Annotated in this window: 10 protein-coding genes; 1 reads left to right on the top strand and 9 read right to left on the bottom strand. The window is 66.9% G+C overall.

What is annotated here, in order from left to right:
• Positions 1-420: 420 nt before the first annotated feature.
• Both LL962_RS15160 and LL962_RS15155 read right to left on the bottom strand, forming a co-directional pair.
• Positions 421-2715, bottom strand: a complete 2295-nt coding sequence (locus tag LL962_RS15160; protein ID WP_228317531.1) for a S9 family peptidase — start codon at positions 2713-2715, stop codon at positions 421-423.
• A gap of 230 nt (positions 2716-2945) precedes the next feature.
• Entirely contained in the window at positions 2946-5303 is a 2358-nt protein-coding gene (locus LL962_RS15155; RefSeq protein WP_228317505.1) for a Tat pathway signal protein, read from the bottom strand.
• Positions 5304-5582: 279 nt separating this feature from the next.
• On the opposite strand from LL962_RS15155, the gene LL962_RS15150 reads away from it, so the two are divergent.
• The gene (locus tag LL962_RS15150) at positions 5583-6749 is read left to right on the top strand and encodes a DUF5694 domain-containing protein (protein WP_228317504.1); all 1167 of its coding nucleotides are present in this window, start codon (positions 5583-5585) and stop codon (positions 6747-6749) included.
• Positions 6750-7301: 552 nt separating this feature from the next.
• Here the strand turns inward: LL962_RS15150 and LL962_RS15145 are convergent.
• From LL962_RS15145 to LL962_RS15115, 7 genes are all read right to left on the bottom strand, one after another.
• Positions 7302-7598, bottom strand: coding sequence for a hypothetical protein (locus tag LL962_RS15145; protein WP_228317503.1), 297 nt, complete (start codon positions 7596-7598; stop codon positions 7302-7304).
• A gap of 89 nt (positions 7599-7687) precedes the next feature.
• On the bottom strand, positions 7688-9325 hold the full coding sequence (locus LL962_RS15140; protein WP_425510049.1) for a DUF5597 domain-containing protein: 1638 nt from the start codon (positions 9323-9325) through the stop codon (positions 7688-7690).
• 67 nt (positions 9326-9392) lie between these two features.
• Complete coding sequence (locus tag LL962_RS15135) at positions 9393-10979, bottom strand: APC family permease (RefSeq protein ID WP_228317502.1); 1587 nt, start codon at positions 10977-10979, stop codon at positions 9393-9395.
• Positions 10980-11160: 181 nt separating this feature from the next.
• Entirely contained in the window at positions 11161-12978 is a 1818-nt protein-coding gene (locus LL962_RS15130) for a DUF885 domain-containing protein (protein ID WP_228317529.1), read from the bottom strand.
• A 35-nt stretch (positions 12979-13013) separates the two neighbouring features.
• Complete coding sequence (locus tag LL962_RS15125) at positions 13014-14831, bottom strand: DUF885 domain-containing protein (RefSeq protein WP_228317501.1); 1818 nt, start codon at positions 14829-14831, stop codon at positions 13014-13016.
• 115 nt (positions 14832-14946) lie between these two features.
• Entirely contained in the window at positions 14947-16146 is a 1200-nt protein-coding gene (locus LL962_RS15120; RefSeq protein ID WP_228317500.1) for a M24 family metallopeptidase, read from the bottom strand.
• On the bottom strand, positions 16143-17738 hold the full coding sequence (locus tag LL962_RS15115) for an aldehyde dehydrogenase family protein (RefSeq protein ID WP_228317499.1): 1596 nt from the start codon (positions 17736-17738) through the stop codon (positions 16143-16145). The genes LL962_RS15120 and LL962_RS15115 overlap by 4 nt, the downstream gene beginning before the upstream one ends.
• Positions 17739-17846: the final 108 nt, after the last annotated feature.

Genomic DNA, 17846 nt, shown 5'->3' with positions numbered 1-17846 from the left:
GCAGTCACGCCGCCGCACGACGTATGCGACGCGCATGCTGCAGGCATCTCGGCACCTTGCAGGCGCATGACCGCAGGGCCAACGCGCAACGCGTGGTGTCGAATGGCAGTCGGTACGCAGCGGTGTCGCGCGATGCGATCCGCTTTCATCAGTTGGTCACAATGTGCCCGTCCTCACGTGCGGCGTCTTGTCGCATTTGGCGACGGTGCATGCGGAAAACAGCATGGTGGGAATGCGTATGCGTGATCGCTGCACGTGCCTGCTCCATGCACGGCCTCAAGCGGGCGTGCACTCCCAGTCTCCATCGCCATCGCCATCGCCACGATGTGTATTGACCGCTGCATGCCGGAGCCGGCGTGCCTGCGCGCTGACCTCATCGAGGTTGGCCGGATCACCCCGCCTGCAGCGCCGCGCCGATCATCACGGCGCGGTGGATGCCGCTGGCTGCGGTGCAGTGCTGTCCGGGCTGCGGTTCCACTCCGGCGTGGGCGAGCGCTGCATCCAGCGCACGAAGAAATCCAGCAGACGCCGCCTGCCGTAGTCGCCGCCGGCGCCGTGATCGCCGCCGGGCACCACCAGCAAGTCGAAATCCTTGTTGGCCTTGATCAGGCGATCGGCCACCTGGAAGGTACTGGCTGGGTCGACATTCATATCCATGTCGCCGGTGATCAGCAGTAGATGACCTTGCAGGCGTGCGGCATTTTCCACGTTGGAGGATTCTGCGTACCACGGCCCAACCGGCCAGCCCATCCACTGCTCGTTCCACCAGATCTTGTCCATGCGGTTGTCATGGCAGCCGGAATTGGCCACTCCGGCGACATAGAACTCCGAATGGAACAGCAGCGCACCCAGTGCGTTCTGCCCACCTGCGGAGGTGCCGAACACGCCAACGCCACCATCGATGTCGTACCACGGATACTGCGCGGCAGCGGCCTTGTGCCAGGCAATGCGGTCAGGCAAGCCGGCGTCCTTGAGATTGCGCCAAGCCACATCGTGGAAGGCGCGCGAGCGATTGTTGGTGCCCATCCCGTCGATCTGCGCAACCGTAAATCCCAGGCCGGTCAAGGCGAAGGCGCCCGCACTGAACGTCTTGGGGACGAAGGAGCCCTGCGGGCCGGCGTAGATGTACTCGATCACGCGGTAATGCTGGTGCGGATCGAAATGTTGCGGGCGATTGATCACCCCCCAGATCTCGGTCTTGCCATCGCGCCCGACGCTATGGAACGGAAGCGGCGGCTGCCAACCGCTGGCGAGCAACTTGCCTAAATCGGTGCGCTCCACCGTATGCGCCAGCCCGCCATCGGCGCTGCGACGCAGCTCCAGCACCGGGCCGAGGTCCACGCGCGAGTACAGGTCCACGAACCACTTGCCATCCGGCGAATAGCTCACCTGATGATCGGCGGTCTGCGGCGTCAGTGCGGTCAGGCCGGTGCCGTCCAGCCCGATGCGATAGGCATGCCGGTAATACGGGTCTTCCCCGGGTTGCATGCCCGAGGCGGTGAAATACAGCTGCCCCGCCGCCTCGTCGATGTAATCGAGCTTGCGCACCACCCATTCGCCGCGGGTCACCTGGCGGACCACCTCGCCACGATGGCCGTCATAGAGATACACATGCTCCCAGCCATCGCGCTCGGAAGCCCACAGGATCTGCGCGCCGTCGGCCAGATCCTTGCGCGCATACTTGCCGCCGTCTTCGTGCGTGCCGCTGAGTTCGGAGTATTCGATGAAGGTGGGCGAGGTCTCTTCGATCAGCGTGCGCGCCGCCGCGGTGCGCGCATCCACCTCGATGACGCGATACACCTGGTGCCCACGCGCGTTGTACTCGAAGGTGAAGCCACGGCTGTCCTTCCACCAGCGGATGCCGTTCAACGTAAAGGCATTGGGCAGCAGCGTCATCGCTACTGGATGGGCCGCGCCGGTGGCGATGTCGAACAGCACCGGCTGCATCACCGGCAACGCATCGCCCGGCTTTGGATAGACCTGTTGATGCAGCCTGGGCTGCACGCGATCGGCCGGCGCCGATTCGATGTAGTACACCATGTGCGGCGGCGGCGCCTTGACCCGGTAGGCGGCCAGATGCTGCGAATCCGGCGACCATTCCACGCTGTCGATGGCGTAATAGTTGCCGCCGCTGCCCTCGCGACTGAGGTCCCGGCGTTCCCCGCCGCCGGTCGGCGTAATCACCAGATTGCCCTGCTCCACCCATGCGCGCCAGCGCCCGTCCGGCGACGTCTTGGCCATGCGCTCGCCTTGCTTGAGCGGCAGTGCCATGTCCATCGTTTCGGCGGATTCATCGCGGTCGGGGCGATGCTCGCAGCGATAACGCGCCAGATCGCATTGCCACCCCAGCCGCGCCAGTCGAAAGCCAAGGCGCTGCTGCACGAGCGTCGGCTGTTTCAGCGCCAACGCGGCCGCATCGACATCTTGCGCGCCGGCCTGGGTCAAGGCCGCTGCCAGCCGGGCATGATCGAAGGCCAGCGTATTGCGACCGCTGGCGGCATCCACCAACCGGTACTCGATCGCCGGAGCTCGGCCGGGGCGTGCAACGCCGCGCCGGTACAGAAAGCGTCCCGTATCGACCCACACCGGTTCGGCAGGCTCGCGATCGACCAGCGACCGGTAGTGTTCGGACACTGCCATGGCCTGTGCGTATTGCGCGGCAGTGGGCGCCGAGGGTTGCGCCAGGGCGGCAGGCGCCAGCATCGTCAACAGCATAAGGCTGGCCCGCCAGCTCAGATGGCGGGCCAGGCGGTTCTTCGGCGTGCGATCAGATGACCATGTCATACAGGTTCCGTCGAGCGTGCGTGATGATTGACCTGCGCCATCAGACGCTGGCGTTTCAGGTGAGAGCCATAGCACGCATCGCAGCGAAGGCCGGTGCGATGGTGACTGGCAACGAAGGCCGTGTATTCAATGACGTAACGCCTGGCCGCCGCGCGAGGACATCATGCGTACCATGCCTGCACCGCGACCAATGCCGCTGTGCCCGGCAACGCCACCCGGTCGGCATGCCGGCCCTGCGGCCGCACCGGCTTGCCGTCGACCAGCACCCGCTGCAGCCGCATGCCCGCCGGCACACGCAGGCTCAGCCAGATGCGTTTCGGCCTGCGTTCCGGCAGTTCCACCTCGCCTTCGATACAACGCGCGTGGACATCGGTGCGCAGGCGCAAGGTGAGCTTGCCCCATCGGGTGGGCGCGGCGGTGATGCCGACGGTTGCGCCACTTTCCAGCCACGCACGTGGCACCGCGCGCGCAAGGAACAGCTGCTCGCCCGCACTGTCTTCGCTGACCAGCATCCAGCGCAGCAGCAGCGGAATGGTCATCTGGGCAGGCATGCAGAACAGCGGCATGCCGCCGGTGATACCGCTGACCTCGCCCGCCGTCCAGCTGCCGCGTGTGTGTACCTGATAACGGTGCGCGTAGACGAACAATAGATACTCTTCGATGCGGTCCAGCCGCAGCAATTGCTGCGCATATCCATAAGAAATGAAGCCAAGCAGGTCGCGGCTGCCCGGCTCCGGCGGCGCGATATTGGCCACCACGCCGATGCTGGTGCCGCCATGGCCGCGCAGGCAGTCGATGACCAGATGGGCCAGATCGTCGGGCAGCACGTCGGCCTGCAGCAGTTCGGCGTAGGCGCGATGCGGCCATTGCTGTTCGCTGGGTTTTTCCTGCAGCAACGATTGGCGGAAGGTCAACGTGGTGCCCGGCAACGGACCTACGTATGGTGGTGACAGCTCGTGGCGCACGTTCGCGCGCAGGCTGGCTTCGAGCCGCGCGCGCAGTTGCGTCGCGCGGCGCTGCCACTGCGCGGCCGTTGCAGCATCGCCGCCCAGCGTGGTCCACACCTGCGCGATGTCTTCCCAGCCACGGATGGTCATCGCGCTATTGGCGTAATACGGCTTCCACCACAGCGAGGGATCGGCGAACAGGCAGGCGTCGGACTCGTTCCAGCCATGCAGCAGCCCGTGGCCGTGCGCAGTGCGCGGCAAGGCCAACGCCTGGTCGTGCAGATCGCACAGAACCGCTGCGGTAGCGGAGATCTTGGGCAGCAACCGGCGCAGGCGCGCGGCATCACCGGTGTAGCGCAGATAGCGCGCCAGCAGCGACAGGGTGAGCCCGAACTGCCCGACCTCCGGCCCGCGCATGTTCGGCAGGCCATCGTCCTGCACGAAATCGTCGAAGTAGTTGTCCAGTACCGCGGCGGCCTGCGGGAAGCGGCCCCATTCCAGGTTGGCGTAGAACGAGCTGGTAAAGGTGTCCTGGAAGCCGTCGTACTCGTTGCCGTAGTAGTCGCGCTCCACCGCACCGTACTTCGGATAATCGCCACCGGGGCGTACCACCAGCTCGCGCGCGAAGGCGAATTGCGCCATGTCGTTCCAGCTGGCATCGGGCAGCTGCGCCTGCACCGTGCCGTCCATGGCGTGCTGCCAGTAAGCGGCAAAATCGATCAACGCCGCGTAGAACTGCTCGGCGGTGGCCGGCTTGCGCGAAGGTGCGAACGCGGGATAGCTGTGGGTGTAATGCACGCCGGCGATCTCGCCGCCGCGCACCTGCATCGTGCGATGCCAGGTCTGCACCACGAAGCGATCGCTGGCACGCACATCGGCGAACACCAGCACGTCGTACCAGCTATCGGCCTCGCCTTCGCGGCGCATCACCTTGCGCACTGCAGGCATCCAGCCACCCAGCAGGCCTTCCTCGCGCCGTTTGATCAACGCCTCTTCGCCGAGCTCGGCGAAGGCCTGCTCCGGGCGTGCCGTGCGGCTGCGGCCGTTGGGCAGGATCGGCATGGTGTCCAGCGCTTCGCGCGTACCGACGAAGGTGGTCCATGGCCAACGGCCGCCGTTGTCCTTGGGATCGAGCAAGGACGCCGGCGGCGGCGCCACATCGCGCACCTGCGCCTCGTCCGGGTCGCCGTCGCGCAGCAGGCGGTCGGCGAGCAGATCTGCCTCGGCCATGGCCACCTGCGCCAGCGGCAGGCCGAAGTACGGCTTGCTTTCGGCCGGATACGCCGGCTCGGTGCGCTTGTCCAGGCGCAGCATGCCGCTGTCGGTCCAAAACGTCAGCTGGCCCTGCGGGCTGTCGAGGTGCTCGTAGACGGCCCAGTCCTGCTGCAGATGTCGAAAGCGGCAAAGCGTGCTGCCGACATGCGCGGCCGACGGCAGCGCCTCAAGACGCGGCAGCACCGGTGGCGGCAACGTCGCCGGGGCGTGCGGCGTGCCTGGCATCGCGCGCGCGGCACCTACGCCCACTGCGGCGGTCGCCGCCATGCTCTGACGCAAAAAGCTTCTGCGGTCCATCGTCGCGCCCTCGGTTGATCTCATCCACATCGTGCGCGACGGCGCGGCTCGCGTCTTGTGGCACGTGTCTGGCCCGTATGCGGAAATCCGCACACAAGCAGCTGTTGCTGCACTGCCATCGCAGCAACGGCGCAGCGCCCAGTTGCCGCCCCCTGCCATTTAGCCACATGACTTTCTGGCCACGCCGGTACCTGCGGTGGCAGCCACACTGGCTGCACAGACGCAGGCGACATCGTCGCCAGACCGCCACGCAACCCAAGCCCACCCACAAGGAACGTCATGCAGTCATCCTTACCGCGCATCGCACACACTGCCCGCGCCGCAGCGCGGTTTTTCGATGTCGGCGGCGCGTCCGCCAAGTGGTCGAAACCTCCGGCGCATTGCTGGCTGTGGCTGGCCCTGATCGTGCCCTGCATCGCACAGGCGCAAGTGGACCTGTCGCAACTGGATGCCGGGATGGCCGCCCCACGCACCCAGGTGCTGGTGCTGGGCAGCGTGCATCTGTCGCAGCTGCCCAAGGGCAGTGACGTCGATGCATCGCGCTTGCAGCCGCTGCTGGAGCGATTGGCCGCCTATCGGCCGACCATCATCACCATCGAGAACCTGTCCGGCGAGACCTGCGATCTGATGCGGCGCCATCCGGCCACCTACCTTCCCGAGGATGTAACCACCTACTGCCCGGAAACCGCCGAGGCGGCGGCGGCCACGGGACTGGACGTACCAGCCGCGATCGGCCAGGTACAGCAGACGCTGAAGACATGGCCCAGTGCACCTACGCCAGCGCAACGCCGCCGATTGGCGTCGCTGTTCCTGGCCTCGGGCGATCCGGCTTCGGCGCTGGTGCAGTGGCTGCAGCTTGCGCAGGCCGAGCGGCGCCCCGGCGACGGCTTGAACGCGGCGCTGGCAGCACAATTGCGCGATGCGCAGAAGCGCCCCAACGAGAGCTACCAGATCGCCGCGCAACTGGCGGCGCGGCTTGGGCTGCAACGCGTGCATCCGGTCGATGACCACACTGGCGACAACGTGGACGTGGGCGACCCAGCGGAGTACGGCAAGGCGATCCAGGCCGCCTGGGACAAGGCCGCACCCCGTGCAGCGGCAATGCGTACCCGTGAAGATGCGCTGGCGCGTGCAGGAAAGCTGCTGGAGCTGTACCGAGCGATCAACCTGCCGGCCAGCCAGCAACTCGCGATAGCGGTGGATTTTGCCGCCGCCCTGGGCGAAGCCTCACCGCAGCGCTACGGGTATCGCTACGTGTCCGGCTGGGAGATCCGCAATCTGCGCATGGTCTCCAATGTCCGCGCCTGCTTTGCCGAGCAGCCCGGCGCACGGGTGCTGGCCGTGGTCGGCGCCAGCCACAAACCATGGTTCGACAATTGGCTGGGCCAATTGCAGGGCGTGGATATCGTGGATGCGGCGCAGGTGTTGGGTCATGACGGAAAGTGAGTACAACGACTTCAGCGTGACGCTCTAACGCAAAAGCCTGATTGGCCGAGGGCGCGGTGCCCTTGCCGCTCGCGGGACACACCGTGAATCCATCCCTGGGGGCTCGGTGGCGGCATCCATGCCGCCACACGGTCCCGCAATCGGCGAGGACACCGCACCAGAGTGTGAGTCGGCTGCTTTGTTAAAAACATGCACAGCGACCATCTCGACTGGTCATTGCCCGCCTACCGTCGCGGAACCTTACGCGGCATGGACGCCGCGTAAGAGCCTCCATGGACGGATTCATTGCGTGTCCCGCGATGGTGGGCGTGCAAGGGCCCGGCAGCCAGGTAACAGATCAGCCACTATACGCTTGCGGGCTGCCCGCACGGTCCTACCACCCGCAGACAAGACAACCGCGGTTATCGATACCGGCATGAGCAACGGTCATCAATCCGCCGACTCAGACACGCACAACGTGCATCTGCCTGTCGTGTCAGCAGGTGGGGCTAGCGCGCCGGCCATGTACCCCAAGCACCAGATCGACAACCGGCTTTCGTCCAATCCAGGCTCTCAGCTCAACACGTCCAACAAGCTACCCAGCATTTCGTCGGAGCGACGTAGCGCAGTGGCGTTGGCTTGAAAATCGTTGCGTGCCGACAGCCCGTCGACCAGATCGGTGACCGGTGCGGCGGGATCTGAGGGCGCCTCCACCACGCTGGCCGCCACGCCACCATTGGCCTGCGTGCTGGCTGCGACGGCCTGCCGCGGGCTGCCCTCCACCGGCTGCCGGGCCACATTGCCGGCAGCCACCTGCTGACGCAGTGCGGCGGCCTGCATTCCGGAACTGGCGATAGCGCTGATGCTCATGGTGGCTCCGCTAAGAATGTGAGTGTGATGCGGGATTCGAGGTGATGCAGGCAAACACACGGAGGCACGCGCCGCAGTGTCTGCAGTCGTCAATAGGTTCCGACCCGCACCCGCAGCACCGCGGGTTCGGAGCTGGCGGGGCCGCCGCGGCCGAAGTTGAGGCCATAGTCGGTCTGGTCGCCGTTGAGCTGTCTTTCGACCTGCCAGCGTCCGTCCACATACCGCCCCTGCTCCACCCGCAACAGCTGTCCATGACGGGTATCGGCCGTGTCGCGGAAAAATTCAACGCGCGCGGCCATCCCGGTGACCAGGAACTCCTCCGGCCCCAGTTGCGCCACCAGCAGTCGCCCGGCATGGTCGTCGTTGCCCGGCAGGATGGCCGGGGCATCGCCCCACATCGGCGCACCGAACGACACCTTGGCCTGCCAGTCGCCGAAGCGCAGCGTGCGTTGCGGCGCGCCGGGCTGTTCGGCCACCGCCTGCAGCCGGCCGTCGAAGGCGGCCTGGGCGATCACGCGCTGCAGCGGCGCCAGCAGCTTGAAGTTGGCGGCGTGTGCAGCGATCGCGTCGCGGTTGGCCTGGCTGTCCGGGTTGCCATCCATGCCGAACACCGAGAAGCCCACCCCGCCCTGCCCCAGCACATGGAACAGGTACGGCGCGGTGGCCGCCTCGAAGCCGGTTTCCGATACCCAGGCCGGGTTGTCCGGCCGCGCGTACTGGCCAATGACCTTGGTGTATTCGTTGTAATCGCTGGTGTAGATGTCGGTGCCGATGAAATCGATCGACGGCGTGGCCGCGCGCCACAGCGCGAACACGTTCACCGTGGCGCCACCGGAGGGATAGTCCATGCCTGGATACCGCTTGCCCTTGTAGCGCAGCCAGGTGTTGACGTAGAGCGGCAGCGGATACACGCGCTTGCCGGCGGCGGCCACCTGTTCGATGTACGCCGCCGTCGCATGCGCATTGAAGGCTTCGGCGGCTTCGGCACCGAACAGCTGCTGCCAGCTACCCTGCGGTTTGCCCAGCGCCTGTGCGATTGCCGCAGGCACCGGTTGTGCGAACGCCGCCTCGCCGGCCGGTCCGTGGTCGCGCACGGTGCCGATCGCGCCAGGCTCGTTTTCCACCTGCACCAGGATCACGGTGTGACGGTCACCGTCCACCTTGCGCAGGTGCTCCATCAGTGCGGTGAACGCACGCGCATCGGCTTGCACGTTGGCCGCCACGTGCGGCGACAACACATCCGCCGGCTCCCCGTTGGCGTCGCGCATGCGCCGATACGTTGCCTCGTCGCGCTTGATCCATTCGGGCACGTAGTGCATCTGGCCGTTCTTCCAGCTGCCGAACCACAGCAAGGCCACCCGCAGGCCACGCTTGCGGGCGCCGGCAATCAACGCGTCCACATTGGTGGTGTCGAAGCGGCCCTGCACCGGCTCGAATTGCTCCCAGTACACCGGCGCTTCCACGGTATTGGCATGCAGGGCGACCACCTCGTCCAGCGCCTTGGGCAATACCGCCGGCCAGGCGCTGGAGTTATGCAGCTGTGCGGCCAGGATGGTGTACGGCGCCCCGTCGACGAAGACCGCATGGCGACCGTTCTGGGTGACGAAGCGCGGCATCGTTTCCGCGCCGACCGCTGGCGAGAACAGAACGGCCAGCAGCGCCAGCAGACACGCCGCAGGTACTGCCTGAAGACGTTGCAGCGCTGCATGCAGACCGGGCCGGTGCATCACCGACACCGGCAGGCATGGCCGCAATGCGCGCAGTTTCCGGATGCGTAGCGCGTCGGGCCATGCCTCATTCGCCATCGTCTTCTTCCAATGCCAGTTCGTCGCTACGCAGGCCGCTGCGCGCGCCCCAGTGGTAGATGAACAACGCGATCACCGCCACGCTCAAGGTATCGAACGGATGCGTGATCCAGCCATGCCCACCGAAGGTGCCGGCCCAGGACACCGCCATCACCAGGACGAAGAACACGATCAACCACAGCGATGCACGCACCTGCCGCAGCAGGCGCGTACGCCCCTCACGCGACGGCAGGCGGTACAGCACGTACAACGTGAACGCGGCGACCTGCAGCCCGAGCAGCCACGACACGGTCCGCCACGTGGACCAGTACACGATCAACGCGGCCACGATGAACGCCAACGGCCCCAGCACGCTCAGGCCGCGCACCAGGAACGGCCGCGGCAGGTCCGGCGCACTGCGGCGCAGCGCCGCGACCGTCACCGGTGCCACCGCATAGCTCAGCACCAGCGCTGCCGATACCACCCCGATCAGCGTTTCCCACGACGGGAACGGCAGCGTCCAGAAGATCGACAGGCCCAGGCTCAACCACAATGCCGGCCGCGGAATGCCCGAGACCGGGTCCACCCGTGTCAGCGCAGGAAAAAAGCCGCCGCTGCGCGCCCAGCCATACACCACGCGCGGGGTAGCATTCATGTAGATATTGCCGGTGCCGCTGGGGGAGACGATCGCATCGCAGATCACCAGCGCGGCCAGCCAGGCCATGCCCAGAGCCAGCGCGATGTCGTGGTAAGGCAGCGAGAATGCCTTGTCGATGCCGCTCCAGCCCTGCGCCAGCTGCGCGGCCGGAATGCTGCCCAGGAACGCCAGCTGCAGCAGTACGTAGATCACGGTGGACAACGCCACCGAGAGGATCAGCGCGATGGGAATATTGCGTTGCGGATCGCGCACCTCGCTGGCCACCGACACGATCGGCGTCAGTCCCAGGTAGGCGAAGATGATGCCGCCGGCAGAGATCGCCGCCTCTACGCCGGCCATGCCAGATGGCGCAAACCCGTGCATGCTCAGGTTGCCCGCATCGAAGTGCTGCATCAGCAGCACGATCACCAGGATCGGCACCAGGAACTTGAAGATGCTGACGATGTTGTTGGCCAGCGCGAAGGTCTTGACGCTGAAGTAGTTGAGCAGGAAGAACAGCACCAGCAAGGCCAGCTGCACCAGCCAGCCCCAGAGGCTGGGATGGGTGCTGCCGGGCTGGCTCAGCCACGGAAACCACGCCGCCGCATATTGCCGCGCGGCCTCCACTTCGATCGCAATCAGACTGGAAAATGCGATCAAGGTGATGAAGCCGGTCAGCGAACCGAGCAAGGGGCCGTGCGAATACTCCGGGTAGCGCACCACCCCACCGGCACGCGGCAACGCCGCGCCCAGTTCGCAATAGACCAGCCCCAGCAACAACACCGCGATGCCGCCGAGGATCCACGAGACGATGCCGGCCGGCCCGGCGATCGAGGACACGTGGCTGGCCGAGAACAGCCACCCCGAACCGAAGATCGAGCCCAGGCCGATGAAGGTCAGGTCGGTCAGGCTCAGCCGCTTGTGGAACTTGCCTTGCGTGGTCGCACCCTGTGTGGTCATGACTGGCCCCGAAAGAATGGAAAGCGCGCGTGTTACGGAAGCTGGCGTGGTGCTGCACAAGGCGATGTGGCTGCCGGTGGGTTACGGTGTACTCCCTCGAGCGCCGATGGCCTGGCGCCAGCGATGGCGTGCTTGCGAAAGCGAAGCCGATGCGCTTGCGTGGCCGCGCGCAGGGCGGCACTCACTCATCCGCAGCGCTCCCTGCTCCTGCATCGGAGGATGCGGCCGCGGCATCGTCCGGATACGGCGATGCGCCGCCGTCGGCGATGAAGCGATCGATGCGCGCTTCCAGCACCGGCAGCGGCACCGCGCCGGTCTGCAGCACCGCATCGTGGAAGTGGCGCAGATCGAACTTCTCGCCCAGTGCCACCTCGGCCTTGCGCCGCAATTCGAGGATCTTCAGCTCGCCCAGGTAATACGACAGTGCCTGCCCCGGCCAGGCGATGTACCGATCCACCTCGGTGGTGACTTCATGCTCGCTCAGCGCGGTGTTGTCGCGCAGGTAGGCCTGCGCCTGTTCGCGCGTCCAGCCGGCGTGGTGAATGCCGGTGTCGATCACCAGGCGGCAGGCGCGCCACATCTGGTAGGTGAGATAGCCGAAGCGATCATAGGGCGTGTCGTACAGGCCCATCTCCTGGCCCAGGTACTCCGAATACAAGGCCCAGCCTTCGCCATAGGCGGAGATATAGCCATGACGGCGAAACGCCGGCAGATCCTGCGCTTCGGCCGCCAGCGGCATCTGCAGCGCATGCCCGGGCGAGGATTCGTGCAGGGTCAGCGCGGTCAGGTTGTACAGCGGCCGTGACGGCAGGTTGTAGGTGTTGACCAGATAGATGCCAGGCCCGCCGCGGCCACCGGTATAGAACGGCGCCAACGCCGGCGGTACCGGTTCGATGGCGAAGCGGCGACGCGGCAGGCGGCCGATGTAATCGCCTACCTTGGCATCCACGCGCTTGGCGATCCACGCCGCCTGCTTGAGCAGTTCCTCCGGCGTCTTGGCATAGAACTGCGGGTCGGTGCGCAGGAACTGCAGAAACGCCGGGAACACCGCCTGCCCGGCCGGCGGCTTGAAGCCGCTGTCCACGATGGTGGCGTCCATCTGCGTGCGCAGCTTGGCGACCTCCTGCAAGCCGATCCGGTGGATCTGCTCGGGGCTCAGGTCCAGCGTGGTGAACTCGCGGATCTGCGCGCGGTAATAGGCCTTGCCATCGGGCAAGGCCTCGCCGGCCAGCGTGGTGCGCGCACGCGGCTGATACTCGCTACGGATGAAGTGCAGCAAGCGGGCGTAAGCCGGTATCACCTGTGTGTCGATGGTCTGCACCGCCTGCTGGCGCAACTGCGCCTGCAACGGCGCCGGCAGTGTGGCCGGCAGTTGCTTGAACGGGGCGTAGAACGGGTTGGCCTGCCCCCTGGCCTGCACCACATCGGCGATGGATTGATCGCGCCCGCGCAGCGTGACCTTCGGCTGGCTGAATCCCCGTGCCAGCCCCGCGCGCATGTTGGCCGTGTGCTCGTCGAAGTAGCGCGGGATATCGGCCAGCATCGTCAGATAGCGCTGATAGTCCTCACGCGTGCGCAGTGTGGCTTTTGCACTGAAGCCGAGGTCGCTCCAGAACGCGGAGTCGCTATTGAAGGGCATTTCCCAGGCGCGGTAGCGCTGCTGGTCCAGCAATACCTGCAGCTGCTGCCGATACACCTGGTAATTCACACTCTGCTCGGCCGACAACTGCGCCTGCGGGATGGCATCCAGCTCTTCCAATGCCTGTTGCCAGTACGCAGTGCGCTGGTTCTGGCTCGCCACATCGACCCTGGGCAGATGGTCGGACTGCTGCTGGGTGGCCTGGTTGTCTTCGTCCACCGCACCGGACAGCTGTGCCTGCCGCCACTGCCATTCGCGTGTGTACAAGGCCTTGAAGCGGGAGGCGGCTGTGCCCTGCGCAGTTGGCACGGGCGCCTCTGCATGCGCCTGCACGGGCGCGCCGCAAAGGCTGGCGACCATCAGCAGGCCAAGCGCGCCACACCGCCAGGCGCTGCTCACTTGGCCGCTCCCGCGCTCGTCCTGGCCTGCGCGATCCACTGCCGCACCCGCTGCTGCAGCAGCGCCAATGGCATCGCGCCGCCGCCCAGCACCGCGTCGTGGAAGGCGCGGATATCGAAGCGCTCGCCGAGCGCCTGTTCGGCTTCGGTGCGCAGCGCCAGGATCTGCAGCTGGCCGAGCTTGTAGCCCAGCGCCTGGCCCGGCCAGACGATGTAGCGATCGGTTTCGGACTGGATGCTGGGTTCGTCGTCGGATGGATGCGCGTGGAAGAAGTCCACCATCTGCTGGCGCGTCCAGCGCTTGTAATGCACCCCGGTGTCCAGCACCAGGCGATTGGCGCGCAGCAGCTCGCCGGATAGCCGGCCGTAGTCGTTGTACGGGTCCTTGAAGAAGCCGATCTCCTTGCCGAGCCGCTCGGAGTACAGCGCCCAGCCTTCGATGTAGGCGTTGTAGCCGGCTTGCTGGCGGAACGGCGGCAACGGCAGCGTCTGCGCGAGCGAGATCTGCAGGTGATGGCCGGGCACGCCTTCGTGGTAGGCGGTGGTTTCGATATTGATCAGGGTGCGGCTGGCGAAGTCGCTGGTGTTGACCTTCACGATTGCCGGCTTGGTGCCTTGCGGATTGCTTTGCCAGTATTCGGCACCGGGCGCGGTACGCCGGAACGCCGGCATCGCCTGCACCTCCAGCGGGGTCTTGGGCAGGTGTCCGAACAACTTGGGCAGCTCCGGTTCCATCGCGGCGATGTACTGGCGGTATTGCTGCAGGATCTGCTCGCCGGAGGTGGCGAAGTGGCGTTTGTCGGTTTCCACCGCCTTGCGGAAGCTGGCCAGGTCGGCAAACCCCTGCGCCTTGGCGATCACTGCCATCTCGCCCTCGATGCGCGCAACCTCCTGCAGGCCGATCTGGTGGATCTGCTCCGGCGCCATGTCGGTGGTGGTCTGGGTGTGGATGGCGTAGCGGTAGCGGCGCTCGCCGTCGGGCAGCGACCACAGGCCTTCGGAGCTGCGGCCCTGCGCGGCGTATTCGTCGCGCACGAAGGCGGCCAGCTTGGCGTAGGCCGGGCGGACCTGCTGGTCGATCGCCGCCAGCAATTGCTTGCGCAGTGCATCGCGCTGGTCGGCCGGCACCGCCGCATCGAGTTTCTTCAATGGCGAGGCGAACGGGCTCTGCGCGCCGGTCAGCGCGGCGATCTTGTCGATCTGTTCGGGCAGGCGCTCCAGCAGGTAGCGCGGTTGCACCAGCCCGTCCTTGGCCCCCTGGCGCGAGACTGCGATGACCTGGTCGATCACGCCCGGAATGGCCTGCAGCCGCGTGATGTAGTCCTGATAATCCTTGGCGTTCTCGAATGGGAACGCATCGCCGTAGCCGGCCAGTGCCAGCTGGATGCCGCCAACCGGCTCCAGCGGCATCGCATAGGTCTTGAGGTCGATGCCCTCGAGCGTGTCGCGCAACTGGCCCAGCATCATCTGCAGGCTGAGCTGGCGCTGTTCGTCCAGCGCCTTGGCGTCCACCGCCTCGAATTGCTTGAGCAAATCGGCAGTGGCGGCGCGTTCGGCTTGCACGGCCTCCAGCGAATAGTCGCTCCAGCGATCGTTATAGCGCTTGTCGCCGATGATGCTGGCGAACTCGGGGTAGTGCTGCAGCTGGTATTGCCACTGTTTGTCCAGCAGCGCATCGAACGCCTTGGCGGCCTGTTCGTCGCTGGACGCGGCGGCCGCGGCTGCGGTCTTCTCAGCAACGGGTGGCGCCGGCTTGCAGGCGGTGAACAATGCGGCGGCAAGCAGGCCGACGGCGACAGGACGCAGGTGATTCATGCAGTTGCTCCAAGATGCAATAGCGGCTGTAGGAGCGCGCCCGAGCGCGCATGGCATTGGTCGGGCACCCATCGCGCCCGGGTGCGCTTCTACGCGTGCGCAAGCCGGTGCAGGCTCATGCAAACGGTTGGTCGATCGCCGGCGACGGCGGCGTGAACCACTGCGCGCCGGCATCGGTGACATGGAAATGATCTTCCAGGCGCACCCCGAACTGGCCCGGTACCACGATCATCGGTTCGTTGCTGGCGCACATGCCCGGCTGCAGCGGCAACGGGTTGCCGCGCACCAGATACGGCGCTTCGTGGATCGCCAGGCCGCAGCCATGGCCGGTGCGGTGTGGCAGCCCGGGCAGCCGGTAGTCCGGGCCCAGCCCCGCCGCCTCCAGCACCGCGCGCGCCGCCTGGTCCACCGCCTCGCACGCCACGCCAGGGCGGATCGCCGCGAACGCCGCCGCCTGCGCGGCCTGTTCCAGGTCCCAGATGCGCCGCTGCGCATCGCTGGGCGTGCCGTAACTCCAGGTGCGGGTGATGTCGGAGTGGTAACCCTGCACGGTGCAGCCGGTGTCGATCAGCACGAGTTCCCCTTCGCGCAGCTGCTGCACACCGGGAATACCGTGCGGAAACGCAGTGGCGTGGCCGAACTGCACGATGCAGAAGGTCGAGCCGTTGTCCGCGCCCAGCGCGCGATGGGCCTCATCGATGAAGCGCACCAGTTGATCGGTGCCGATGCCTTCGTGCGCGATGCCGGCAGCCAGGCGCTGCACCAGCAGGGTCATGTCGCAGGCCTGCTGCATCAGCGCCAACTCGGCCGGCGACTTGCACATGCGGCAGCCGTCGACGATGGCGCCCGCATCGCGGATGGCGGTGCCCAGGTGCGCACGCAGGCCGGTATGCACGGCGAAGGCGACACCCGGATCCAGTGCCAGCGCACGCGCACCGCGCTCATCCATGACCTGCACAACCAAGGCATACGGGTCTTCGTGTTCCTCCCACAGCCGCTTGCTCACCGGAATCTGCAGTACCGCGTCCAGCGAGCCTTCCTCGAAGGCCGGGCAGATCAGCGCCGGGTCGGCATCCAGCGTCAGCAGCATCGCCACCAGGCGCTCGCTTGCGCCCCAGGCCACGCCAGTGAAATAGCGCAAGGAAGTGCCGGCGCCGATCAACAGCGCATCCACGCCATGCGCACGCATCAGTCCGCGTGCGCGCTCGATGCGCTGCGCGTATTCGGCAGCCGCGATCGGCGCGGCGCGCTGCGTCCACGGGGCCAGCTGCGCGCGCGCCTGCTGCAGCGACAGCCCGCCAATCTGGCGACTCATGCGCCCACTCCCACATCCGCGGTGCTCCACTGCCCGTCCACTAGGCGTGCCACGCCGCCAGGATTGCGCTGGCGCAGTTCCACCGGCAGCAGCGCATCCGGTACCGCGTCGTAGCTGTGCAGGGCGGCGAAGCGGCGGATCGCGCCCGGCATGCCGACAGCGGTGAAGCCCGGGTGCCCCGTACTCGGGAATGGGCCGCCATGATTCTGTGCCGCGCTCACTGCCACGCCGGTCGGCATCTTGCTGTTGATCAGCCGCCCCACCCGCGCGCGCAGCACCGGAGCGATCGCCTGCCAGGCCGCATCGTCACTGCCATCGGCGGCGCGGTACAGCGTGCCGGTGAGGTTGCCTTCGAACGCAGCCGCCACCTGCGCCATCTGCGCGCTGTCCTGCGCACGCACCAACAGACTCACCGGGCCGAACGCCTCGCTCTGCAGCGCCTGCGGATCGGCAAGGAACGCCTGCGCATCCACGCTGAGCAAGGTCGGCGCGTAGCGAAAGCCGTCTTCGCCGGTATGTCCGCCGGCCAGCAGCGCCGCACCGGCCGCACGCAGACCGGCCACGCCGTGCTGCACGCCTTCGACCCCCGCGGCGGAGAACAGCACCATCGGCACCGCCGCGTCGAAATGCGCCTTGGTGGCTGCGACAAAGGCATCGCCTGCCGCGCCATGCGGCACCACCACCACCCCAGGATTGGTGCAGAACTGCCCGCTGCCCAGCGTGCACGAGGCGAAGAACTCCTGCGCCAGCGCATCGCCGCGCTCGGCCAGCGCCCCCGGCAACAGGAAGACCGGATTGACGCTGGACAGCTCGGCATAGCACGGCACGCCGGCCGCATCGGCAGCGGCCTTCAATACCAGCCCGCCGGCGCGGCTACCGGTGAAGCCGATCGCCCCCAGCCGCGCGTCGCCGGCCAGCCGCAGACCGATGGCGTTGTCGAAGTGATACAGCAGTTGCACCGCCGCAGCCGGCAGGCCCGCCGCAAGCAAGGCGGTGTGCGCAAGCTGCGCCATGCGCTGGCTGGTGGCCGGATGCAGCGGATGCGCCTTGGCGATCACCGGATTGCGCGCGGCAATGGCCGAAGCGAAATCGCTGCCGGCAATCGCATTGAAGGCGAACGGGAAATTGTTCGGGCCAAACACCAGCACCGGCTTGCCCAGCGGTGCCAGATGCGAACGCAGATCGGCAGCGGTGTCGATGATGGGTTGGGTCCAGCTGTAGCTGCGCACCGCCTGTGCGGCCTGACGCAACTGCCCGCTGGTGCGCGGCAACTCGTTGCCACGCAGCCGCGTAGGGGCCGGCAGTGCAGTCTCGGCATGCGCCAGCGCGACCAGGGCATCGGCATCGGCATCCAGCGCGTCGGCATAGCCGTCGAGAAAGGCCGCGATGCGCGCGGCGGGTGCGCCCGCCAGTTCGCTGGCCACCGCCTGCGCGGCGCGCAGCGCGGTCTCGATGTCGTCGGCATCGCTGATCGGAAACAACGGGCCGATCGGCTCGCCGGTGGTGGGATCGGCGGCGCGAAAGCTGCCTGTCGCCGCATGGCTGGGCCGCCATTGGCCGGCGAGCAGAATGGGTTGCAGCGTGTCGTTCATTGCAGCACCTTCGATTGCGTGGAATGGGCCGCTGCGCGATGTGCCGCGGCGACCCACCAGGGAGGCGATATGGAGGACCTCGTGCGGACGACCTCCATGGCGATCACC

The organism is Xanthomonas sp. NCPPB 1067 (assembly GCF_020783795.1).
Taxonomy (GTDB): Bacteria; Pseudomonadota; Gammaproteobacteria; order Xanthomonadales; family Xanthomonadaceae; genus Xanthomonas; species Xanthomonas melonis.
Note: the sequence above shows the minus strand (reverse complement) of the source record. Positions and strands in the feature narration are given on the sequence as shown.